This window comes from Staphylococcus sp. HMSC077D08 (assembly GCF_001837945.1).
GTDB lineage: Bacteria > Bacillota > Bacilli > Staphylococcales > Staphylococcaceae > Staphylococcus > Staphylococcus epidermidis.
Window position 1 is genome coordinate 26,295 of sequence record NZ_KV834754.1, and the last position, 22,710, is coordinate 49,004.

The following is a 22,710-nucleotide window of genomic DNA, read 5'->3' on the forward strand; positions in this document are numbered from 1 at the left end:
GTTGTTTTAAAATAAGCTAAGAACTTTTTATGTTTTCGAAAATAAACGTAAACTAAAAATATAGTATAATGTATATTTTAATTTTAATAAAGAGGAATTTGTAAATATGAAAAATAATTGGATAGATGTATTAGACGAAAGTTTAGTCAAAGATTTTTATAATAATCAAACTTCCGAAGAGCAACAAGAAGGACTCAATACTACACTGTCTTTTGGTACGGCTGGTATTAGAGGGAAATTCGGTTTAGGTGAAGGCCGATTAAATAAGTTCACAGTATCTAAAGTAGCGTTAGGCTTTGCCCATTATTTAACATCAAGTATCGCACATCCTGTCGTCGTCATACATTATGACACAAGGCACTTATCACCTGAATTTGCTCAAATTATCGCTAATATTCTAGCAAGTCATGATATTAAAGTTTATCTTGCTGATACATACAGAACAACACCTGATTTATCATTTGCAGTCAGATACTTACAAGCTGATGCGGGTGTTATGATTACAGCTAGCCATAATCCTAAAGATTACAACGGAATCAAAGTGTATGGAGAAGATGGTGCTCAATTATCAACAGACGCTTCCGCACAATTAAGCACATATATCGATAAGTTAGGTCATCCACTTCATATTAATGTACCTAGTTTAACTACTGAACAACAATCATTAATTCATTCAGTCCCGAGTGAAGTCAGAGAAGATTATTTCAAAAACGTACAAGACTTAGTTGGAACGATTCCACAGTCCGATTTAAAAGTTGTCTTTACAAGCTTGCATGGTACGAGTGTGCCAATTGTACCTGACATTTTATCTTCTCTTAACTTTAATCAATTTGAGTTAGTTGCATCACAATGTGAACCTGATTCAGATTTCAGCTCTGTAGCCAGTGCAAATCCAGAGGATCTTAAAGCGTTTGATCAATCGATAGAACTTGCTAATCACATTGATGCTGATTTACTTATTGGCACAGATCCCGATGCAGACCGCTTAGGAATAGTTGAACGTGATGCTGAAGGTAACATCTACTATTACAACGGAAATCAGATTGGTGCACTCTTGTTAAATTATCGCATCAAACAAACAGAAGGATTGCCTAACAGAATCATGTTCCAATCAATTGTAAGTGGTGGCTTAGCTAAATCTCTTGCTCAATATCATAATGTTAATTTCAAAGAAGTTTTGACAGGTTTTAAATATATCGCAGCTGAAATAAGACATCTGTCTCCTGAACAAAACTTTCTTTTTGGCTACGAGGAAAGCTATGGCTTCTTAGCTCGTCCTTTTGTAAGAGATAAAGATGCGATTCAAATCGTGCCATTAATGATTAAGTATGCAGCTGAATTAAAAAATGAAGGACGCATGCTTAAAGATGAATTAGAAGACATTACTCGAAATGTCGGTAACTTTAATGACAAGCTCTTCTCACATACATTTGAAGGTACTCAAGGCAAGGCAAAAATCGAAAATATTATGACTCAATTCAGAAGTGAAACACCTACGGAAATGTGCGGTCTTAAAGTCATTGCAATCGAAGATTTTGAAACAGGTAAAAAGACTGACTTACAAAATGATGAAGTCAGTGATATAACTTTACCTAAAGCGAATGTAATAAAGATATACTTTAATGAAGGATTTATTGCTTTGCGTCCTTCTGGTACAGAGCCTAAAATTAAACTTTATGTATCACTTTCTTGTGACCATTTTGACGTAGTTGCACAAAAAATGAACGATGCTATATTTAACTCTTAAGTAGAAAAAGGTAGAAATGTATTCTCTTTGAAATCTTAATATCGAAATAGAGTTAACATGGTTAGTAGAATCTCTAGGTTGAACTCTCGATATTGGGTACTATTCTTTCTAATAATCAAAATTTGATGACAGTGAATACTCAATCCAATCATCCACTATAAATACGTAAAATGCCTGGGACAACTATTTTGTCTCAGGCATTTTTGATTGAATTTAAATATCTAATTGCTTAATGAATGCTTTTAAGTCTTGACTCATTTCTGGATCTTTTAAAGCATATTCAATCGTTGTTTTAACAAATCCTAATTTTTCTCCAACATCATAACGATTACCCTCAAAATCATATGCATACACTTGTTGTTTGCTATTCATTCGTTCAATCGCATCAGTTAATTGAATTTCATTTCCAGCACCTTTTTCTTGTGTTTCAAGATAATCAAAAATTTCTGGTGTTAATACATAACGACCCATGATTGCTAAATTAGACGGGGCAGTACCTTGTTTCGGCTTTTCTACAAATTGACGTACTTCATATCGACTTCCCTCTTTAGCAGAAGGATCAATCACACCATAACGATGTGTATCAGATTCTGGCACTTCTTGAACACCTATCACTGAATGGCCTGTTTCTTCATAAACGTCCATTAATTGTTTAATAGCTGGTGTATCAGATTCTACAATGTCATCTCCTAATAACACTGCAAATGGTTCGTTACCGATAAACTGTTTTGCAGTATGAATTGCATGTCCTAGCCCTTTTTGTTCTTTTTGTCGTACGTAAAAAATATTAGCTAAATCTGTTGAATATTGTACTTTTTCAAGCAGGTCTGCTTTTCCTTTATTTTCAAGAACCATTTCTAATTCTTTTTGATTATCAAAGTGATCTTCAATTGCACGTTTATGCTTGCCAGTCACTATAATAATATCTTCAATCCCTGCTTTAGAGGCTTCTTCTACAATATATTGGATTGTTGGTTTATCTAATATTGGTAACATTTCTTTTGGCATCGCCTTAGTTGCTGGTAAAAAACGAGTACCTAAACCAGCGGCAGGAATTATTGCTTTTTTTATCTTTTTCAATCTATAAACTCCTTTACCTATTTACGTAATTAAACTCTTAATAAAGTGTATCACTATTTAAAATGCTTTCATAGTAGTGTTTTTTCACCACAATCTTTTTCAATATTAACATTAACTTAATCAAGAATTGAGTTAGAAATTAAAAATACTCGAAAAGAAATTAACTTTATTTTAAATATATCGGTGACAGACATCCACTGAAAAACACTCGCTATATTTTTAAAATGAGAGCGGCAGGAAATTTTTCTCTATACAAATAAACTGATAAATAAAATAAATAAAATACCTGATACTGAAATAATTGTCTCTAATAACGACCATGTTAAAAATGTTTCTTTAACTGTCAGCCCAAAATATTCTTTAAACATCCAGAATCCTGCATCATTGACGTGAGAGAGAATTACGCTACCTGCACCTATTGCAAGAACGACCAAAGCTACATTAACATCTGAATGTTCTAAAAGTGGTAACACAATGCCTGTTGTTGATACGGCAGCAACTGTAGCTGATCCTAATGAAACCCTTAAGACTGCAGCTACAATCCATGCTAATAAAATGGGTGACATGCTTGTTCCTTCAAACATCTTAGCGATTGTATCACCTACGCCACCATCGATGAATACTTGTTTAAATGTACCACCACCACCGATGATGAGTAACATCATGCCGATTGGATAAATAGCTTGCGTAACTGATTTCATAATGTCTTCCATTTTTCGTTGTTGCTTCGTTCCCATCGTAAAGATTGCAAATATCACTGCGATAAGCATTGCAGTACCAGCAGTTCCTATGAAATAAACAATTTGTTCGAATACATTTGTTGCTTCTTCGTGTCCTGTAATCAGTTGCACAATTGTAGAAATCAACATAAGAATAATAGGTAACATAGCAGTTAATAAACTTATTCCGAAACCTGGCATCTCTTCTTCTTTAAATTCCTTTTGAGTACCTAAAGAAGAAATATCCCCTTCTCTCGTATACGCTGTTGGAACCATCTTTTGCGCAAATCGATTAAAGAGTGGACCTGAAATAAGTGTTATAGGAATAGCAATAATCATACCATATAACAAAACTTCACCAATATTCGCTTTAAGCTCTTTAGCGATGACAACGGGTCCAGGATGCGGTGGTAAGAATCCGTGTGTAACGGATAACGCTGTGACCATTGGTAGTCCCAACTTTAATATTGATACATTTGCGCGTTTAGCTACTGTAAATACGAGTGGGATTAATAGTACAAGACCTACTTCAAAAAATAGCGCAATACCAACGATAAATGCTGCTATCAAGCCCATTGAACATGTTTCTGACCAAACTTTGCAATAAGTGTATCAGCAATACGTGTTGCGCCACCGCCATCGGCTAATAATTTACCTAATATCGCACCTAAGCCAAAGATTAAAGCAATGTGACCTAGCGTACTACCCATACCATTTTCAATGGTTTCCATAATTTTGTTAAGTGGCATACCTAATAATAACGCAGTTATCATTGAAGTAATGATTAATGAAATAAATGTATTAAGTTTCAATCCAATAATTAATGTTAATAAGATAATAATTCCTAATACAACACTGATGAGTGGCCAAATCTCTCCAAACATCGCATTCCCCTTCTTTCTCTTGTTTATTATTCATATAATATATAATCAATTAATCACTTAAATGTTCTCGTTGGAAATTCGCAATATCATTGTAGTTCTCAGTCATAGAACGACTAATGTTAATAAAAATGGTGACAAGTTGTTGGTAGATGGCAACTGTTTCTTGGTTAGGTTCATGGGCATGTGTTGTACCAACCATATCTTTAATGACTGAAAAATCATCTATTTCTCCTAGAGCTTTCATTCCAAGTACACATGCACCTAGACATGAACTTTCGTAGCTTTCAGGTACGATTAAGTCTGTATCAAAAATATCTGCCATCATTTGTCGCCAAATTTCACTTTTAGCAAAACCACCCGTCGCTTTAATTGTTGTCGGTGTTTCATTCATCACTTCAATTAATGCAAGATAAACCGTATATAAGTTATACAGTACACCTTCCAATGCTGCACGGATCATATGCTCTTTCTTGTGAGATAATGTCAATCCGAAGAATGAACCCCTTGCGTCAGCATTCCACAATGGTGCGCGCTCTCCAGCTAAATAGGGATGAAAAATCAATCCTTCTGCACCTGGTTTTACTCTGCTGGCAATCTGAGTTAACACATCATAAGGATCGACCCCCAACCTTTTAGCCGTTTCAACTTCACTCGCTAAAATTTCATCTCGTAACCATCTCAAAACGACACCACCATTATTGACGGGACCGCCAATCACATATTGATCTTTATCGAGAATATAACAGAAAATACGCCCCTTCTCGTCTGTTTTTGGCTGATTAATTACCGTACGAATTGCGCCCGATGTGCCAATAGTTACAGCAACTTCACCTTTTTGATAGCTATTTACACCTAAGTTAGATAATACGCCATCGCTCGCTCCGACAATCACAGGCGTTTGCTCATCAACACCCATCAACGTTGCGTAGCGTTTTTTCATTCCAGTTAAAATATGTGTGGTTGGAACAAGTTGTGGTAATTGATTTTTTTCAATACCTAACAATTCTAAAGCTTTATGATCCCAATCTAATTGTTCTAAGTTCATCATACCTGTAGCTGATCCTAAAGAATAATCAATGACGAATCGCTCATATAATTGAAACAGTACGTATGTTTTTAAATCTGCAAACATAGCTGTTTGTTTAAATATTTCCGGTTCCTCATGTCTCATCCAAAAGATTTTAGATAATGGTGACATAGGATGAATCGGTGTACCCGTTCGTTGATACAATTCAAAACCGCCATATGATTTTTCTATTAAATCAGCATAATCATTCGCTCGATTGTCAGCCCAAGTGATATTTTCAGTTAAACGTTGATTATCCGCGTTCATAGCAATCAAACTATGCATTTGCGTACTCAAGGAAATAAATTTAATATCTTCTTTTGCGATGCCAGATTCTCTTACAATATATTTAACCGTCATAAGCACAGCATCAAATATTTCATCAGGATTTTCTTCCGACACATCTACGTTTGGTGTATGTAAGTCATAGCCAATATTATGTTTCATTATAAACTTGCCTTTTTCATCATATAGCACAGCCTTCGTACTCGTTGTCCCCATATCTACACCAATCATATATTTCATATTCATCCCTCTTTTCTATAAATTAACGTAACCAGAAAGCTTCAATATTTTCTCCTACATCATCAAAATTTAAATGGAATGCTTTTCTCAATATGGAGGCATCATCGTTCTCAACAGCATCTATAAAAACTTGATGATTACTATGAATTCTATCGAAATCTTTAGGGTCATTTGCCATTCTTTGTCTCATTGAAATGAGTATGAGTGATTCCATAACAGGTTTAAGGTGATTCCAAAACACTTTAATATACTGATGATTTGTTGCTTGAATCATCACCTCGTGAAACTCAAAATCATGTTGTGTAAATGCTTCAGCATCCTCAAATTGGACTGCAACCTTCATCATTTCTAATTGCTTTTTCATTTCCTTAACAATATATTGTGTATCTGTTCCACTTAATTTTGAAAAGGCGAATGATTCGAGCATCAAGCGCAAATCATACATTTCCTTTTTCTCTTGATCACCAAAAGGAAGAACCTGTGCGCCCATACGTTCTAATTGAATCAGTTGATCTGTTTGAAGTAACTTAAATGCATCTCTGACTGGTGAACGACTCACATTAAATTGTTGTGCAACTTGATTTTCACTTAGTTGTATATGGGATTCAATTTCGCCATTCACTATTCCTAAACGTAACTCAGCAGCTATTACTTGTCCTGAAGTCATGTTTTCCTTCCACTTTTTCGGATAACCATACGTCACGTTCTATCCACCTCAATTCAATGTCCCTCTACTTGTATACAAGTATGTTAATATTCAAATTTTTGTTTTGCAAGCGCTTTCTTTTAGGTGTTTTGACATTTTAAACACAATTCAACAAAATATTTCTTAGAATTATTTACATCCATCTTTGATTCGTTCACTTTCCTTCCTCTCAATACAATTTATAAAATAATGTAAAATACACTTAAACCATACTTACTTATTGCTTGTTTCTTATTATTCAATTATATATTTTATATTTCATAAAAAAATATAATTATATTGACAACGCTTACTTGGATACTTAAAATTTACTCGTAATTATTTTTCAGTTTTATACATCATCATACGATTAGGAGGTTATAACATGTTTAATTTCTTAAAACCAGCTAGACATATCAAATCATTGCCATCAGAAAAAATAGATGATACGTATAAAAGACTACGCTTTCAAGTCTTTTTAGGAATATTTATCGGTTATGCTGGTTACTATTTATTAAGAAAGAACTTCTCTTTAGCAATGCCTTCATTAATTGAGCAAGGCTTTAGTAAAGGGGAATTAGGTATTGCATTATCTGCAGTATCTATCGCATATGGCTTTAGTAAATTTGTAATGGGAACTGTCAGCGATCGAAGTAATGCTCGAATGTTCTTAACTTTAGGTTTAGTATTGACAGCAATTATTAACTTATTATTAGGATTTATTCCATTCTTTACTTCAAGCATAACTATAATGTTTATCATGCTGTTTTTAGTTGGTTGGTTCCAAGGAATGGGTTGGCCACCATCTTGACGTGTGTTAGTTCATTGGTTTAGTGTCAGCGAACGCGGAAGCAAAACGTCAATATGGAATGTAGCACATAATGTAGGCGGAGGTTTAATGGCACCTATTGCTACGTGGGGTATTTCCATGACTGCATTATACAACTTCGGTTATTTAAAAGGGTTTGAAGGCGTCTTTATATACCCTGCACTATTGGCTATCGTTATTGCCATCTTTTCTTACATACTTATTAGAGATACACCACAATCTCAGGGGTTACCACCAATTGAGCAGTATAAAAATGATTATGCCACTTCAACTAAACAAACAATTGAAACAGAATTAACTACGAAAGAAATATTGTTTAAATATGTACTTAATAACAAATGGGTATGGGCGATTGCTTTTACAAACATTTTCGTTTATTTTGTGCGTTATGGTGTTTTGGACTGGGCACCGACATACTTAAGTGAGGAAAAGCATTTTGATTTAAGTGCTTCTGGTTGGGCTTACTTCTTATACGAATGGGCAGGAATTCCTGGCACACTACTTTGTGGTTATCTATCTGACAAACTATTTAAAGGTCGTCGTGGTCCAGCAGGCTTCTTCTTTATGTTAGGCGTAACAATCTTTATCCTTATATATTGGTTAAATCCACCAGGTCACGCATGGTTAGATAATCTTTCATTAATTGGTATTGGTTTCCTAATTTATGGTCCAGTCATGTTAATTGGTTTACAAGCGTTAGATTATGTTCCTAAAAAAGCAGCTGGCACTGCGGCTGGTCTAACTGGTCTATTTGGATACTTGTTCGGTGCAGTTATGGCTAATATTGTATTAGGGTTTGTAGTTCAACATTTTGGATGGCATATTGGCTTTGTGTTATTAACAGTCATCAGCATACTCGCTATGTTATGTTTCATTTTAACTTGGAATAAACGTGGTCAAGAACAAATCGACTAATATCCTAAGTGTGCTCAATCATTGATTACGATGCGCATATGTCCTATTCAGTCGTGTGCTATATATAAAAATAGCCTAAGACTATTCGTCTCAGGCTATTTTTATGCTTTGCGTCATGTAGCATAAATGAATTTTTATTAATATATCCAAATTGCATTCATTGCTTAGCAATTTCTACACAATAATGTATTTCGTGACAATCAGGACATTGAAGCTTTCTAGTTTAAGGTGTATGTGATGCTGTTACAAATTTAATGACACTAGGATTAAACACATGGTGGCAATTAGGACAGACATATGAAACATTCTTTTTATACTTTTTTGTTAACCAAAGTGAATACATAGCTACAACAGGCATCATCGACAAAAAAGGCTTTTTCCTTTTAGTTACAATTGAAGTGATCAAACCACCATATTGTAATGAACCAATCAGAGCTATACTTAACCATAATTTCTTTCTAACATATTTGCGTCTATGAGATTCTTCCATATAAGTAGCTATATCTTGTAAATAATAAATTGGAGATATTGAATTTTGATGAACATAGCGCTGAATTTGCTCTATTTTACGTACCTTGTTTTCTTTAACTGTTATTGACTGTTGTATCTCATGCTTTTTGATTTGAAGAAGAGTGTAAAGCGTCTTCATTGATGAGTCTTCTTGTAATAACACTTTAATTTCTTTAATTGTGCAACCTATTTCCTTAAGAAATAAAATCAGTTCAAGTTTCTCCACTTCCTTATCAGTGTAAAAGCGTCTGTTAGTTTCAGAAGTATAATTTGGCGATAAGATTTCTTGTTTATCGTAGTACTGAATAGTGCGTGTTGACACATGGCATTTATGAGCTATATCTCCTGAAGTATAAATCGACATAGACATCTCACCTCCTAGTCAAAGCATACTCGATAACGTTACGTCATTATCAATAACTTTATTCATTTCTAGACGTCCGGACGTCTTATTTTTTGGAAATCCACGCTTTAATTTCATCTACCACGCCAGTTTGTCCATCCGATTGGGTTTCTAAAACACTCGGGAAATCTATATGACCAATTCCTGGATAAATAACTTCTTTAGTTTCTCCACCTAACGCCTTAAATTTTTCTAACGTAGCTTGAGAATCCGTATAAGGAATAATTTGATCTTCTTTTCCAGACATAAATAATATTTTCGGAAATTGTTTAATCTCATCGATATCTGGTAAATAATCTGTATTAATCGTGTAAATCATATCCGTAATTATAGTTTTAATAGGTGCAATAAATTGTACCAAATCAAGTGCGTTTTCCTTTTGTGCATAAATCGTTTTATCAAGTATATATTGAGGAAGATTTTTTACTGCCTTAATTTCATCTTTTAACACTGCTCGCTTACTCTCACTAGTGAATAATCGTGCTAACATACTCGCATCTGGAGTAATTTTCGCTGCGCTATGTAAATAAATAAGATGAGATACTGGTAATGTATTATACTTAAGTAATCGTGTCGCAATCATTCCTCCCATTGAATAACCAACAATACTCAGTTCTTTTATCTGTTGCTCCTTAACAATTTGCGTTAATACATCATATATACGTGCAGCGTAATCATCTAATGTATGTGTGTCACGATCTAAATCTGTACTTTTACCACGACTTGGACTATTAATAAATATTAATTTGTAATCTCTGAAGTAAGGCTCGAACATCGTCATAATTTTATATGTTAAGAGTGCACCATGAATAAATACAATCACATCATCAGCTTGGCTATCTCCTGCGTAGGCAACTTCACTATATTCTCCCTCAAATTGTTTAAGTGGATAAACTTTAGTTGTAAAATTTTGCTTAATCATATACATCCTCTTATTCTTAATACATTAATTAATATAATAATATCATATAATTTAATTTTTTATAATTATACTAATCATATGTCCATCAGCTTTATGTTACTACATATTTAAAACTGATCTTTCTATTTAAATAAGTTTAAACAATTTGAATCACACCAATACGCTTAATAAAAAAATTAATATTATCCTCATACTTAATTAACATTTTCTTACTATTCTTAATACTAGGAAACGACCGTTGCTGATAAATAATTTATACGTTTTGCACAACATCATTTACATTTTCATCATCTAGGGAGGCATTTCATGGTTATTTCAAAAAAATTATCACTTATTACTATAGGTATCTTAATAAGCATTCTTTTAATTTCTCTACTTATTGATCAACCTATCTCACATTATTTCATGAATCAGAATTCAATTTTCGGTACTTTATTTCAAAACTACGGTTTATTTCCACCTACGCTCATATTAATTATTTCAACTGTAATTTTAAATTATTATATTTTTAAGACTTTTAAAAATAAATTAGCAAAAACGTTAACTTTGATTTTATCTTTTATCTTTACGTTGATAAAAACCAATGAATTCGTGTCAGAAACTGCTCAATATATGTTATCTACATCAGAAAACATCAAAAATCATAAGCCAATGGGTATGGCAAATAATGAGGGAAACGCTGGAAATGCTTTATCTTTAGGAATGAGTTTCTTTATTTCTTTGATTATCCTTATAATTATCGCTTTTATTTGTTATCAATTTTGGTTAAAACATACAAATAACCAAGAACTTAATCATTTATTCAAAGTTTCACTTATTAGCTTTATGATTTTATTTATTGGATTAGAACTCGTTGATAGCTTGAAACATTTGTGGGGACGTTTTAGACCATATGAAATCACTGGCAAAGCCGGACATTTCACTCACTGGCTCACAATAAATGGAAACACTGGACATAGTTCCTTCCCTTCAGGACATACTGGAAATGGTGCATTTCTAATGTTTATCGCATTTTACTTTAAAAAATTACGCACTCAAAAAATAGTATTTAGTATCGGATTATGTTATAGCATTTTAATGGCATTGAGCAGAATTCGTATTGGTGCACATTTCACTAGTGATGTAACAATGAGCTTGCTTATTATGTTTTCACTCATGGTTATTGCAGATTTTATAATCAATAAAGTTAACATCCTGAATAAAATTCATAGTAATAATTCATAGTTTTTAATATGACAGTATTGTCAATTCTATATAAAAATAATCTTACATATACACATTAAAGCTGAATAAATTAACATGACACCCTGTTATTTTATTCAGCTATTCTTTTATTCATAATAATTTTAACTAGATTTTTATATTCATTGTAATGATTAAAGTGATGTTTAATATCAATATATTTTAATACTTCCAAAAAAGAATCGTTTAATATTGCTAATTTTTCATAATACGATTTAGTGTATACTTTATTTAATGTTTCTAACTGCAATTCACTTAATTTACTCCTTCTCCCTTCATATTTAGACCAATCTCCCAAAGAATTGGGTTCTTCAGTCATTTCTAAATACCATAAATGGCAAAGAGAATTAGTCATCATATTAATGGCGTATTGCAGATAAAATAATTCATCTCTTTGATATCTTTTGTAAGACTCTATCAAGTATGCTAAGTACTTATTACAAATATTACATAACCTTTCACTTGTTATATTAGTCGTAACATCAGATTTCTTCTTTAAATCACTTAAAAAGAAATCTTTATCTTTAACAATCAAAATATTGTTAAACCAAATACTGGGCATTAATTCTTGCTTATAAAATATTAAGACATCAATTTTCAAAAGATTTTCTAAGTGTACTATAGCGAATTCATTAGTCTGATTTTCAACAAATAAAATATTATCAAATAAATTAATAAATTCCTTTAAAATTTTACACTTTTTTTGATTAGCTTTAATTATAATTCTTAAATCTATATCTGAAAACTTGTCCGAATCATTTCGAGCAATACTTCCACCGTAAAATGCTCCGAGTATATCATCATCGTATAAAATGTAACTTTCTATTATCTTTCTATATATATTCAATCAACTCACACCTTATAATACGCTACTTCTCTCGATTTGAAATTTCTGAATGTATTTGTTGCATTTTACTTTCTACATTTGTAATTTCTGATGCACATTGCTCTAATAATCCTTTATATTTTTCAGTGTCTGTATCATTTTTATAACGAATTTTGTGTTCTAAACTTGCCCACATATCCATGCCGATTGTACGAATTTGTATTTCTACTGGTGTTACTTCTACTGAATCTGCTAAAAACACTGGAATAGATACGACGATATGTAAACTTCGATAGCCGTTTTCTTTAGGATGTGTGATATAATCTTTACGTTTTAATAATTTAACATCTTCTTGTCTTAATAACATTTTTTCAATGACATAAACATCGTCTAAATAGTTACATACGACACGTATACCAGCAATATCCATAATGTTATCTTTAGCACTTTGTGCACTTACTTCAAATCCTTTACGATTCAACTTTTTAACTAAACTGTGCATCTCTTTTACTCGTCGTTCCATATGATGAATTGGATTGTGTTTATATTGATAGTTAAAGTTATCATCTAAAATACTTAATTTTGTACTTATTTCTTTAAGTGCTGAAGAATATAGGTGGTCCAGTTCCACAAATCCAACTAATGTATTAAATGCTTCATCATCATCTTTAAAATGTTTTAAGCTATTTTTGAATTCGTCTCGTAAATCTTCGATATAAAGTGCAGGCTTTCTCTCTACATACATCTTTCTCAACCTCCGATTTCTTTTCAAACCCATTATAGCGAATTAAAATTTAATATAGAAATTTTATGTCATATTACAGTTGTATCATATATCATTTATAGATAAAAAAACTGAGACAACAATAATTGTCTCAGGTAACATTCATTCATGCTTTTAATCATCGATAAGTCAATTTCATATATTTATTAGCTTTTATATTACAATACCAAATGTTTATATGAGGTTATCACTTCAACATAAATTCATCGCCATTACTTTGTTTAAAATCACTCATCTTTTCGATGCTCAATCACTTTGGTACCTTTATTCTCTGCGATATGTTGTGCACGGTTAACTGCTTCAGATTTTGTATCAAATGTATCTGAAGCTCGTTTAGCCTCTGTAGATTTTACTTTCCATAACTGATCTTCATAATATACATGAACATTTTCTTCGTTAAGTTTAGGATTAGCTGATTCATCTTCTTGATGTTGCGTGATATGTTTGTTTTTTAACGTCTCTAATTCTTCTTTTGAAGCATGTTGATACCATTTTTCAGCTTGATTTGTAGCAATGGGTATCACATCAGATTCTTTATAGCCATCTTTGAGCATCGCATTACCAATATCAATCGCTTTTTTCCGTTCGAGTTCTTCAAAGTTTTTCCAACTTTGAGGATAATCTTGCATCGTCCAAGGCATCGTCTTACCTCCTCAATAATTTACTACACCTTACCACTAAATTTGTTTAATTAAACAATACGAGACATCTGTACTAATTAATCTTTTGTGATGGCCTGACGTTGTTCAGCACAATTACGTTGTATATTCATAAGGGAAGCACGGATGTAATTGTATTGAGGTAATGCTTGCATGTCTCTAAGATTTAAATCTGCTTGAAATTGGAAATGCTTAGCTATATTTTCAAATACAACTAAATATTCACCCATTAAATCATCATTTATTGTTTGTCGGTGTTTATTATTCATGGCACGCTCTAGCATAAAACTTATTTCCTCTAGAGCAAATATACTTGGATAGTAATACCTTACCGCTTCTTTATTACTAAACAATTCACCATTCGCTGAATTGTAAATCTGTGTCACATTACTGATTTTGACGTTTAAATTTAAACTTTCTACCCTATCACGTTCATTCGTTTCCTGTTTATTTTTTGAAAATAAATAATGAAATAAAATACCTTCTTTACGTACCAATTCGGCAATAGCATCAGATAACATTGAGGATGCAGTTTTACGCGCGAGTATGAATATACCAATAACTGCAATAGCTATACCTATTAGAACGTCAATAATTCGAGTGTATGCTATCTCAATATTTAAATTTTGAGAGGCTAGACCATTGAGCATAATGACCTGTGTCGTAATAAAAATAACTGCAAATGCATAGTTAGATGCCACAAACGCTTCCGTCATCATGGCTGAAAATCCCATAATGATAATAGCGAAAATAGGATCGATATGAAATGCCAAGATTCCCGACAAAACAATAGTCCCTATTATTGTTCCAATACCTCTAGCAATTGACCTGTCTAACGTACGAATCGTTGTCACATTACCTAACATGATGGTATGCGCTGACAATGGCACCCAATACGCTTTTTGAATGTTAAATGCTAGAGCAATAAATATAGCCACTGCCATAATAACTGTATATTGCAAAGCATTTCTAAATACAATTGAGTCGAAAGTTAGATTTTGATATATTCGCTTGCTATATAAAGGCTTGCGAATATCTGCTTCATATTTAATTTGATTATCGTTTGCGTGAATCATTTCATCTATTTTCAAAATATGATCCATTAAATTTTGAAATTCTGGTGCCACATCAACAACTTTTGACCACGGTCGATATTGTTTAGGTTGTTGAACACTTTTAATAATATGATCCATCATTTCAACTAAGTCATTTGGTAATGGACGAATATGATTTTCATTGAGTTCTAGTAATTCTGAATATATCCCTTGTGCTGATGTGTGTAATAAAATTAATTTCTGAAACCTTTTACTTAATTTTCCATTACCACCTGATGTTGAAGTAATTAAAAGTTTTTCAGAATTTCTAAATTCTGTAACAGCATTTCGAGCATATGCTTTGAAATCCTCTGGCTCATCAAAATGATGTAGCAAGTTATGTAATGTTTTAAAATCCGCATGAATTGCTCTGTCTTCTGCTTTCTCTTTAGCAAATATGATTGTTAAAATTACTGTTATGGTTGCCAACATACCACCAATGAGAATTGCAGATCCACGTAAAAGCGCTTCTTCTGGGGCTATCGGTAAGTTTATAGATAAGCAAAACGTTACTAAAAAGAATGTCGATGATGGACCAGCGATTTTTAGCGCATTAAACGTACAATATGGGATTGTAACAACAATCAGTAATAGTAATCCAAATAAAATAGGCTGAGACACTGTTAAGGTGCCAAGAATCATGCAAATAGTAAATGATAGTGAACATGTGATGACTGTTTTTAACATAGATTGCGGTGATCCACTAAAAACGTAGACATGTGCTAGCGTACCTGTTGATATTAAAATACCAAACATAGGGAATCCTAATAAGTAACCTATCAATGCTGGTAGTATCATTAAAAATCCTTGTCGTATTCCTTTAGCTATATCAATTTTTGAACGGTCGAAGTGTATCAAAGAGTTAATGATTTGTTGCATCCCAATCTTCCTTTCTCTAACATCCCACAAATTCAATTAAAAAAGGACAGAACATATACTTCATACATTTATTGTTCTGTCCTTCATCAACATTGTTGAGAATTATGATATTTAGTTATTATTTTATCACATTGTCACTTTAGAGTAAGTACAGATTGTGATTATAATTGAATAGGTTGACTTACATCAATTTGAGGTTCTTCAATTAAATATTGACTAATATTATCACTAAAAACTTTAAAGTGATCTGATTGATTGTGTGCTTGAACCGCTTGTTCGTCTTTATAGTTTTCAACTACGACAAAGACATTTTCCTCAGTTACATCTTCGTAATGATGATAGAATAAATTACCTTCTTCTTTTCTAGAATTTATGACTAATTCATTCATAAGTTTTAAATAATCTTCGCGTTTATTACCATCGATTTTTAATTTTGCGTTAATAATAATCATTTTAGTCAACTCCTATACATATTAATTATAAGTTTAGCAGTTTATAACTGATTAAAAAAACAATTCGCTTATCGCTTCCATGTTCTATACCACATAATAAAAGAATAAACACACGCAATGATATGAATGTCATTGCATGTGTTTCAAAAAATATTATTTATTAACGTGTTCTTCACTAACAACAAGAGGTTTATCTGGTTTAACGAAGAACCATAGAATTGCTGCTATAATAGCCGGAACAATTAAGAGTTGTAATGTCATTGACCATCCTAAATGATCTACAACAATTCCTGCAAGTAAAGGACTAATAAGTGCGCCAACATTTCCCCATAAGTTCATCCAACCTGACACAGTTCCAGAGAAATTACGACCTAAGTCAGTGGCTGCAGCCCAACTCATTCCCATAGAAATACCTACGCCACCTAAACAAAGTGATAACCAGAAAATGGTTACATATAAGTTGTCTGTATGTACTGCTAAGAAAATTGAAATTGAGAATACCACAAATCCCGCAATCGCAATTACGCCACGTGCAACAAAACGTGATTGACCTGTATTCAAAATCTTGTCTGAAATAGCTCCAGCAAATAAAATTAAGAAGAACATAAATAACCAAGGTAATGCACTGATAGTCATTTCTTTGAAATTCACATGATATTGTTCAGTTAAGTATGTTGGTAACCATATTAGGAACAACGCGATAACAAACTGAACTACAAAGTATTGCAATGCGATTGCGTAAAAACTGAAATGACTTAAAAAACGTTTCCACGGTGGTAAAGATTTCTCAGTCGCGACAATATCACGATTTTGAGTAATAAATCTTTTCTCGGCATCGTTTACCATTTTATGTTGTTCTGGTAAGTCTTTAGCAATAATTGCCCAAAGAACTGCCATTAAAATTCCTACAACCCCGAAAATGTAAAAAACGGCTTGCCAGTTAAAAGCGTTGACAATGGCTATCGTGATGATAGGTGCTAAAACTGGACCAAAATAAGAACCTGCTAACAACGCACTAGATGCACGACCTTTTTCATTTTTAGCGAACCAAAAAGAGTTAAAAACCGCATTGGATGGATACATTGGCGCTTCACCAACACCAAATAAGAATCTAATAAAGTAAAGTAAACCATGGTGTTTAATCATCCCTGTTAAGATAGTAAATGCACTCCACCAAACTAAAGCGACAGTAATCATTTTACGTGGTCCAAACTTCTCTGCTAACATTCCCGAAGGTACTTGCATTAATGCATATCCTAGGGAGAAAAATGATGCTAATAAACCAAATTGTGTCTTAGTTAACCCCAAATCTTTCATCATCGGTACTGCAATATAAGATATGTTAGATCGATCCATGTAAGCAATAACCCCAATAAAGAAGAACCCTATTGCAAAATACCAACGAACATTACTACGTTTTTCTTTCATATTTGTTTCCTACTTCCATTTGTATTCTGTTGTTTCTTATTATGATGTCGTTATGTTTCAGAAATCCCCTCTGGTGACTGTTTTAACTTCAATTTTTAAAACAACTATTAAGTTGTAGCGCTACAATTTTTTATTAATATAGCACGTAGTGTAAACGGTTACAATACTTTTTGTGAATTTTTTTTGAACTTTTTAAAATTTTTTGTGTATTTTAGATGCATCTTACACCTTTATATCTTTTACCGCGCCCCTTACACCCTATTCTCACAATATACTAGCAATCATTAGTTATTGATTTTTAAAGATGGTTTCTAAATATGTACTTGGCAAATTAAAGTTTAAAAATGATTCGCAAATGATGATAATAACTTTTAAATGAATACGATATCTACAAATTACTTAATAGAAATTGTAAAGAAATTTGAAGTCTTTTATTAAAGGTAGTAAAATATTGTAAACGAAACATTTAATATCTTGTAAATTAATTTCATATTTAACCACTGGAAGTGCCTTTGTTTAAGGCTGAGAGTAAAGAACTGACTTTATAATTCCTGGAACCTGATCCAGTTCATACTGGCGTAGGGAAGTGGCGACGCTCAATTTTATGAAGTCATACTAAAGCTCAACGCTATTTCCCAATTTAAGGGAAATAGCGTTTTTTTATTGTAGAAATTGGGGGGATATTTATATTTATTGCGATTACACATCATAAACAACTGACTAGGGACGATTTACAGCATTATAAACATATCGAAGAAGCTATTGATGGCTTGTTATTTCGCACTTCCATGAATAACGAAGAAAACAAGGACATGATTCAATCTTTACTTCAATTGGGTTTTAGTAAAGATAAAATAATTATTCACAGTGATACGACACTATTAGAGGAATTAAATCTTAAACGTATTCATTTTAAGAGTAATGATACAACTGCTTTCGCATATAAAGCAGCACATCCTGATATTTATGTAAGTATGTCTACACATGACGTTGAAACAGTAAAACGATGTTATGAAAATAATTTAGATTATGTCTTTTTGGGGCACATTTTTCCGACCGCTTCACATCCAGATACGCCACCACGTTCTAAAAAGACCATTCAACAAGCATTAGATGTTCCTATCCCAATTTATGCTATTGGTGGTATCAATGAACATTCGATTCAAAAGATGCCACCTGGATTTAAAGGTATATGTGCCATATCATATTTTAACAATGCTTCACTAGAAGAAATTAAACAATTAAGAAAGGAGTGGTCTACTCATGCATGATGTACTAATCATTGGTTCAGGAGTTATTGGTATGTCAATTGCAAGACACCTCAGTGCAACACACTTAGATGTTGCAGTCATAGATAGAGATGTACCTGGAAAGCATGCGTCATATAAAGCTGGAGGTATGCTTGGCGCACAAAATGAATTTACAAAGGATAGTGACTTGTTTCAATTAGCCATCGAATCTCGTGCTATGTTTCCACAATTAAGTAAATCATTATTAGATGAAACAGGCATAGACATTCAATTTAAAAATTCAGGACTTATCAAAATTGCTAATGAACACGATGATATCTCATCTATAAGACGACAATATCAATTTCTGAATAGTCAAGACCGTAGTGTCAAACAATTATCAGATGATGACTTGCTACAACTTACACATGGTGAAGTTAAACCTTCATACGCGGCCATTCATATACCGCATGATGGTCAAATTAATGCACATCATTACACACTGGCATTATTAGAATCATTGAAGTTAAGAGAGATTAAGCGTTATGCGTCTACAGAGGTCACTTCAATAGAACGGCATAATGGCTATTATTCAGTGAAAACCAATCAATCTTCAACAATTGAAGCGCACAAAGTTATCGTTGCAGGTGGCGCATGGTCTTCACAATTATTAACACAATATCATTTACAACGACAAGTGATTGGCGTTAAAGGAGAAGTCATCTTATTAGAAAATAACGATCTTGCACTTACTGAAACATTATTTATGACTAATGGTTGTTACATCGTTCCAAAACAACCCAATCGTTTTTTAATTGGTGCGACGAGTGAATTTAATAATTATTCTGTCGGTACTACAGATGAAGGTATGGATTGGCTTCTTCACCATGCATATCATCGTGTACCTCAACTAAAAGACAGTCATATACTGAAGAAATGGTCAGGAGTAAGACCATACACAGAAAAAGAAATGCCAGTCATGGATCAAATTGATGATGGCTTATACGTGATAAGTGGTCATTATCGAAACGGAATATTATTGTCACCTATTATCGGTCGTGACATTGCCAATTGGCTACTTTCTGGTATTAAACCATCACGTTATTCAAGTTTTACAGTTACAAGGAGGAATAATCATGAAGTGTATCATTAATGGCGACCTCTTCACTTTCGATCAGGATCAATCGATACAAGAGGTTTTACATTCACTTGAGTTAGACCCAAAACGAGTGATTGTTGAACTAAACAAAGAACTTATCAAGCAAGACAAATATGAAGAATATACTGTAAGAGAAGACGACAGATTAGAATTACTAGAAATTGTTGGAGGCGGTTAATATGTTTAAAATAGGAAATTTAGAATTACAATCTCGTTTACTTTTAGGTACTGGAAAATTTGAAAATGAAGAGGTTCAATCAAAAGCAATTGAGGCATCTGAAACAAATGTACTTACATTTGCAGTAAGACGGATGAATTTATATGATCGTAACCTACCTAACCCACTTGCAAACGTTAATTTAAAAGATTTTATCACTTTTCCAAATACTGCAGGTGCCAAAACAGCTCAAGAAGCTATCAGAATTGCTGAAATTGCTAGTCACGCAGGTGTATGTGACATGATTAAAGTCGAAGTCATTGGCGATGACGAAACATTATTACCTGACCCATTCGAAACATACGAGGCATGCAAAGTATTGTTAGAAAAGGGCTACATTGTTTGTCCTTACATCTCTAATGATTTAGTTTTAGCTCAACGTTTGGAAAAATTGGGTGTACACGCAGTCATGCCACTTGCATCTCCTATTGGCACAGGTAGAGGTATTAATAACCCATTAAATTTAAGTTATATTATCGAAAATGCTAGTGTCCCTGTCATCGTAGATGCTGGTATTGGTTCCCCTAAAGATGCGTGTCATGCCATGGAGCTTGGCGCAGATGGTATTTTACTCAACACAGCCATTTCAGCAGCAAAAGATCCTGTGAAAATGGCTGAAGCAATGAAATTAGGTATAAATGCCGGCAGACTTTCATATGAAGCTGGACGCATTCCTGTTAAGTATACTGCACAAGCATCTAGTCCATCAGAAGGTTTAGGGTTCTTGTAAAATGTCGCGTTATGAACGTCAAACACGCTTTGCACCATTTGGAGAAGAGGGACAGCAAAAGCTATCTACCTCTCAAATACTTATTTTTGGTGCTGGTGCTTTAGGAAGCCATATTGTAGATCAACTCGCACGCATGGGGGCTCATCATATTGCAATTGTCGATATGGATATTGTTGAAATTTCAAATTTACATCGACAAACACTCTTCGATGAAGAAGACGCACATACTTTAATATCCAAAGTAGAAGCAATCAAGCATAAGGTTAATCAAATTAATACAAATGTCAATCTAACAACTTATGATTTAGAAGTTACTTCATCAAATATCGAAAATTTGATAAAAAATGTCGAACCAGACATCATCATTGATGGCATGGATAACTTCAAAATACGATACCTGATTAATGAGGTTTGTCACAAGCATCAAATCCCATGGGTTTATGGTGCAGCTGTTGGTAGTAAAGGATCAGTATATGGAATAGATTACCAAGGACCATGTCTAAAATGTTTATTGCAAACAATTCCTGACACAGGGGAAAGTTGCGCTATTAATGGCGTACTTCCCCCTGTTATATCAATGATTGCAAGCTATGAAGTAGCAGAGGCCGTACGTTATCTTTCAGGAAAAGGATTTTCTAAGCAATTAATCACTATCGATGCATTTAATATTAATTATAAGTCAATGAATGTAGATGCACTCAAAAATGAAGATTGCCCAGTGTGTGAAAAACATGAATATACGTTACTAGAAAGCCAACAAGAACGTACCATTGAGGACTTGTGTGGGAATGCTTATTTATTTAGATTCCCACCTAAAGCTTTTAAACACGCTGCCCATTTCCCTGGAAATATGGTGAAATCTACTTCCTTTGCCAAATTAATTCAATATCAAACTTATGAATTCACCTTGTTTAAAGATGGTCGTATGAATGCATATGGTATACACAATGATGAAGAAGCACATCACCTATACAATACGTTGTTAAAATCCATACGCTAATTAAAGTAAGATTGTTACCCTTTCAACCTGTTTCTTGTTAAAATAACTTATACTTAACATCAAGTTTACGACAACTCGATTAATTTAAAAGGAGAAACTAACGTTGTATGGAACAAATTATTACTGATTTTATTAGTAAGTGGGGTTATACAGCGATATTCATTTTAATCTTATTAGAGAACGTATTACCTGTCGTTCCATCTGAGATTATTTTAACTTTTGCAGGCTTATTATCTGTGAAATCACACTTATCTATTTTGACATTATTAATCATAGCAACAATTGCTTCATTCATTGGTTTACTCATTTTGTATTATATTTGTAGACTTATTTCAGAAGAGAAATTATATCGTTTCGTTGATCGACATGGTAAGTGGATGAAGTTAAAAAGTAAAGATTTGAAACGGGCAAATGATTGGTTTAAAAGGTATGGTGCATGGGCTGTATTTTTATGTCGATTTGTCCCGGTACTTCGAGTATTAATTACAATACCTGCTGGCATTAATCGAATGAACGTTATACAATTTACAACTTTATCTTTAATAGGTACTACAATTTGGAATTTTGCTTTAATACTGCTCGGTCGTTTGCTCAGTGACAGTTTTGACACTTTGATGAATGGTATTCATACATATTCACGTATTATGTATATCATTATTATTATTGCAGTCATATATTTTGTCATACGTTATTTAATGAAACGTCGTCGCAGTGTTAAATAAATGT

18 protein-coding genes, 3 pseudogenes and 1 riboswitch are annotated in these 22,710 nt (G+C 33.1%); of the genes and pseudogenes, 9 read left to right on the top strand and 12 right to left on the bottom strand.

Features of this window, described 5'->3' with window-relative positions; translation table 11 throughout:
* Positions 1-106 precede the first annotated feature (106 nt).
* A complete protein-coding gene (locus HMPREF2663_RS02440; RefSeq protein WP_070845710.1) occupies positions 107-1,747 on the top strand; it encodes a phospho-sugar mutase in 1,641 nt (546 codons plus the stop codon).
* 213 nt (positions 1,748-1,960) lie between these two features.
* Here the strand turns inward: HMPREF2663_RS02440 and galU are convergent, their stop codons facing one another.
* The 4 genes and pseudogenes from galU to HMPREF2663_RS02460 form a co-directional block, all read right to left on the bottom strand.
* Complete coding sequence (gene galU, locus HMPREF2663_RS02445) at positions 1,961-2,827, bottom strand: UTP--glucose-1-phosphate uridylyltransferase GalU (RefSeq protein WP_002490646.1); 867 nt, start codon at positions 2,825-2,827, stop codon at positions 1,961-1,963.
* Positions 2,828-3,075: 248 nt separating this feature from the next.
* Positions 3,076-4,430: pseudogene (locus HMPREF2663_RS02450) on the bottom strand (gluconate:H+ symporter).
* 49 nt (positions 4,431-4,479) lie between these two features.
* Positions 4,480-6,021 carry a gluconokinase gene (gntK, locus tag HMPREF2663_RS02455; RefSeq protein WP_070845712.1) on the bottom strand — a complete coding sequence of 514 codons (1,542 nt, stop codon included), beginning with the start codon at positions 6,019-6,021 and terminating at the stop codon, positions 4,480-4,482.
* Positions 6,022-6,043: 22 nt separating this feature from the next.
* Positions 6,044-6,724, bottom strand: a complete 681-nt coding sequence (locus tag HMPREF2663_RS02460) for a GntR family transcriptional regulator (RefSeq protein WP_070845714.1) — start codon at positions 6,722-6,724, stop codon at positions 6,044-6,046.
* 367 nt (positions 6,725-7,091) lie between these two features.
* On the opposite strand from HMPREF2663_RS02460, the pseudogene glpT reads away from it, so the two are divergent.
* Positions 7,092-8,450 (top strand): annotated as a pseudogene (glpT, locus tag HMPREF2663_RS02465) (glycerol-3-phosphate transporter).
* Positions 8,451-8,607: 157 nt separating this feature from the next.
* Here glpT and HMPREF2663_RS02470 read toward each other — a convergent pair.
* Both HMPREF2663_RS02470 and HMPREF2663_RS02475 read right to left on the bottom strand, forming a co-directional pair.
* Positions 8,608-9,324: pseudogene (locus HMPREF2663_RS02470) on the bottom strand (MerR family transcriptional regulator).
* 85 nt (positions 9,325-9,409) lie between these two features.
* Complete coding sequence (locus HMPREF2663_RS02475; RefSeq protein WP_002495957.1) at positions 9,410-10,285, bottom strand: alpha/beta fold hydrolase; 876 nt, start codon at positions 10,283-10,285, stop codon at positions 9,410-9,412.
* Positions 10,286-10,591: 306 nt separating this feature from the next.
* On the opposite strand from HMPREF2663_RS02475, the gene HMPREF2663_RS02480 reads away from it, so the two are divergent.
* Positions 10,592-11,509, top strand: coding sequence for a phosphatase PAP2 family protein (locus tag HMPREF2663_RS02480; RefSeq protein ID WP_070845716.1), 918 nt, complete (start codon positions 10,592-10,594; stop codon positions 11,507-11,509).
* A gap of 91 nt (positions 11,510-11,600) precedes the next feature.
* On the opposite strand, the gene HMPREF2663_RS02485 is transcribed toward HMPREF2663_RS02480, so the two are convergent.
* The 6 genes from HMPREF2663_RS02485 to HMPREF2663_RS02510 all read right to left on the bottom strand — a co-directional run bounded on the left by HMPREF2663_RS02485 (position 11,601) and on the right by HMPREF2663_RS02510 (position 17,649).
* Positions 11,601-12,374 (bottom strand): nucleotidyltransferase domain-containing protein, encoded by a 774-nt coding sequence (locus tag HMPREF2663_RS02485; RefSeq protein ID WP_046044365.1) that lies wholly within the window; start codon positions 12,372-12,374, stop codon positions 11,601-11,603.
* Positions 12,375-12,396: 22 nt separating this feature from the next.
* Complete coding sequence (locus HMPREF2663_RS02490; protein ID WP_002438184.1) at positions 12,397-13,098, bottom strand: GTP pyrophosphokinase; 702 nt, start codon at positions 13,096-13,098, stop codon at positions 12,397-12,399.
* Positions 13,099-13,364: 266 nt separating this feature from the next.
* Positions 13,365-13,778 (bottom strand): DUF2188 domain-containing protein, encoded by a 414-nt coding sequence (locus HMPREF2663_RS02495; protein WP_002458190.1) that lies wholly within the window; start codon positions 13,776-13,778, stop codon positions 13,365-13,367.
* A gap of 77 nt (positions 13,779-13,855) precedes the next feature.
* Positions 13,856-15,769 carry an FUSC family protein gene (locus tag HMPREF2663_RS02500; protein WP_070845718.1) on the bottom strand — a complete coding sequence of 638 codons (1,914 nt, stop codon included), beginning with the start codon at positions 15,767-15,769 and terminating at the stop codon, positions 13,856-13,858.
* Between the two features lie 161 nt (positions 15,770-15,930).
* On the bottom strand, positions 15,931-16,221 hold the full coding sequence (locus HMPREF2663_RS02505) for a putative quinol monooxygenase (RefSeq protein ID WP_049387055.1): 291 nt from the start codon (positions 16,219-16,221) through the stop codon (positions 15,931-15,933).
* Positions 16,222-16,374: 153 nt separating this feature from the next.
* The gene (locus HMPREF2663_RS02510; RefSeq protein WP_002458193.1) at positions 16,375-17,649 is read right to left on the bottom strand and encodes a pyruvate MFS transporter; all 1,275 of its coding nucleotides are present in this window, start codon (positions 17,647-17,649) and stop codon (positions 16,375-16,377) included.
* Positions 17,650-18,141: 492 nt separating this feature from the next.
* Positions 18,142-18,251, top strand: a riboswitch (TPP riboswitch).
* Between the two features lie 69 nt (positions 18,252-18,320).
* Between HMPREF2663_RS02510 and HMPREF2663_RS02515 the strand changes: the two genes are divergently transcribed.
* The 6 genes from HMPREF2663_RS02515 (at position 18,321) to HMPREF2663_RS02540 (ending at position 22,706) form a co-directional block, all read left to right on the top strand.
* Positions 18,321-18,920, top strand: a complete 600-nt coding sequence (locus tag HMPREF2663_RS02515; RefSeq protein WP_077756056.1) for a thiamine phosphate synthase — start codon at positions 18,321-18,323, stop codon at positions 18,918-18,920.
* Positions 18,913-20,031: a glycine oxidase ThiO gene (thiO, locus tag HMPREF2663_RS02520; protein ID WP_002447126.1), complete on the top strand. Its 1,119-nt coding sequence runs from the start codon at positions 18,913-18,915 to the stop codon at positions 20,029-20,031. Before HMPREF2663_RS02515 ends, thiO begins: the two co-directional genes overlap by 8 nt.
* Positions 20,015-20,215 carry a sulfur carrier protein ThiS gene (thiS, locus tag HMPREF2663_RS02525; RefSeq protein WP_002447125.1) on the top strand — a complete coding sequence of 67 codons (201 nt, stop codon included), beginning with the start codon at positions 20,015-20,017 and terminating at the stop codon, positions 20,213-20,215. The genes thiO and thiS overlap by 17 nt, the downstream gene beginning before the upstream one ends.
* A gap of 1 nt (position 20,216) precedes the next feature.
* Positions 20,217-20,984 (top strand): thiazole synthase, encoded by a 768-nt coding sequence (locus HMPREF2663_RS02530; protein ID WP_002447124.1) that lies wholly within the window; start codon positions 20,217-20,219, stop codon positions 20,982-20,984.
* Between the two features lies 1 nt (position 20,985).
* Entirely contained in the window at positions 20,986-21,984 is a 999-nt protein-coding gene (gene thiF, locus HMPREF2663_RS02535) for a thiazole biosynthesis adenylyltransferase ThiF (protein WP_002491070.1), read from the top strand.
* 107 nt (positions 21,985-22,091) lie between these two features.
* A complete protein-coding gene (locus tag HMPREF2663_RS02540) occupies positions 22,092-22,706 on the top strand; it encodes an undecaprenyl phosphate transporter UptA (protein WP_070845719.1) in 615 nt (204 codons plus the stop codon).
* Positions 22,707-22,710 lie beyond the last annotated feature (4 nt).

Bases quoted from the DNA above. Each gene is read 5' to 3' on its own strand.
- HMPREF2663_RS02440 (WP_070845710.1), top strand. From the start codon at position 107: ATGAAAAATAATTGGATAGATGTATTAGACGAAAGTTTAGTCAAAGAT.
- gntK (WP_070845712.1), bottom strand. From the start codon at position 6,021: ATGAAATATATGATTGGTGTAGATATGGGGACAACGAGTACGAAGGCT.
- HMPREF2663_RS02475 (WP_002495957.1), bottom strand. From the start codon at position 10,285: ATGATTAAGCAAAATTTTACAACTAAAGTTTATCCACTTAAACAATTT.
- HMPREF2663_RS02480 (WP_070845716.1), top strand. From the start codon at position 10,592: ATGGTTATTTCAAAAAAATTATCACTTATTACTATAGGTATCTTAATA.
- HMPREF2663_RS02490 (WP_002438184.1), bottom strand. From the start codon at position 13,098: ATGTATGTAGAGAGAAAGCCTGCACTTTATATCGAAGATTTACGAGAC.
- HMPREF2663_RS02495 (WP_002458190.1), bottom strand. From the start codon at position 13,778: ATGCCTTGGACGATGCAAGATTATCCTCAAAGTTGGAAAAACTTTGAA.
- HMPREF2663_RS02500 (WP_070845718.1), bottom strand. From the start codon at position 15,769: ATGCAACAAATCATTAACTCTTTGATACACTTCGACCGTTCAAAAATT.
- HMPREF2663_RS02505 (WP_049387055.1), bottom strand. From the start codon at position 16,221: ATGATTATTATTAACGCAAAATTAAAAATCGATGGTAATAAACGCGAA.
- HMPREF2663_RS02510 (WP_002458193.1), bottom strand. From the start codon at position 17,649: ATGAAAGAAAAACGTAGTAATGTTCGTTGGTATTTTGCAATAGGGTTC.
- thiO (WP_002447126.1), top strand. From the start codon at position 18,913: ATGCATGATGTACTAATCATTGGTTCAGGAGTTATTGGTATGTCAATT.
- thiS (WP_002447125.1), top strand. From the start codon at position 20,015: ATGAAGTGTATCATTAATGGCGACCTCTTCACTTTCGATCAGGATCAA.
- HMPREF2663_RS02530 (WP_002447124.1), top strand. From the start codon at position 20,217: ATGTTTAAAATAGGAAATTTAGAATTACAATCTCGTTTACTTTTAGGT.
- thiF (WP_002491070.1), top strand. From the start codon at position 20,986: ATGTCGCGTTATGAACGTCAAACACGCTTTGCACCATTTGGAGAAGAG.
- HMPREF2663_RS02540 (WP_070845719.1), top strand. From the start codon at position 22,092: ATGGAACAAATTATTACTGATTTTATTAGTAAGTGGGGTTATACAGCG.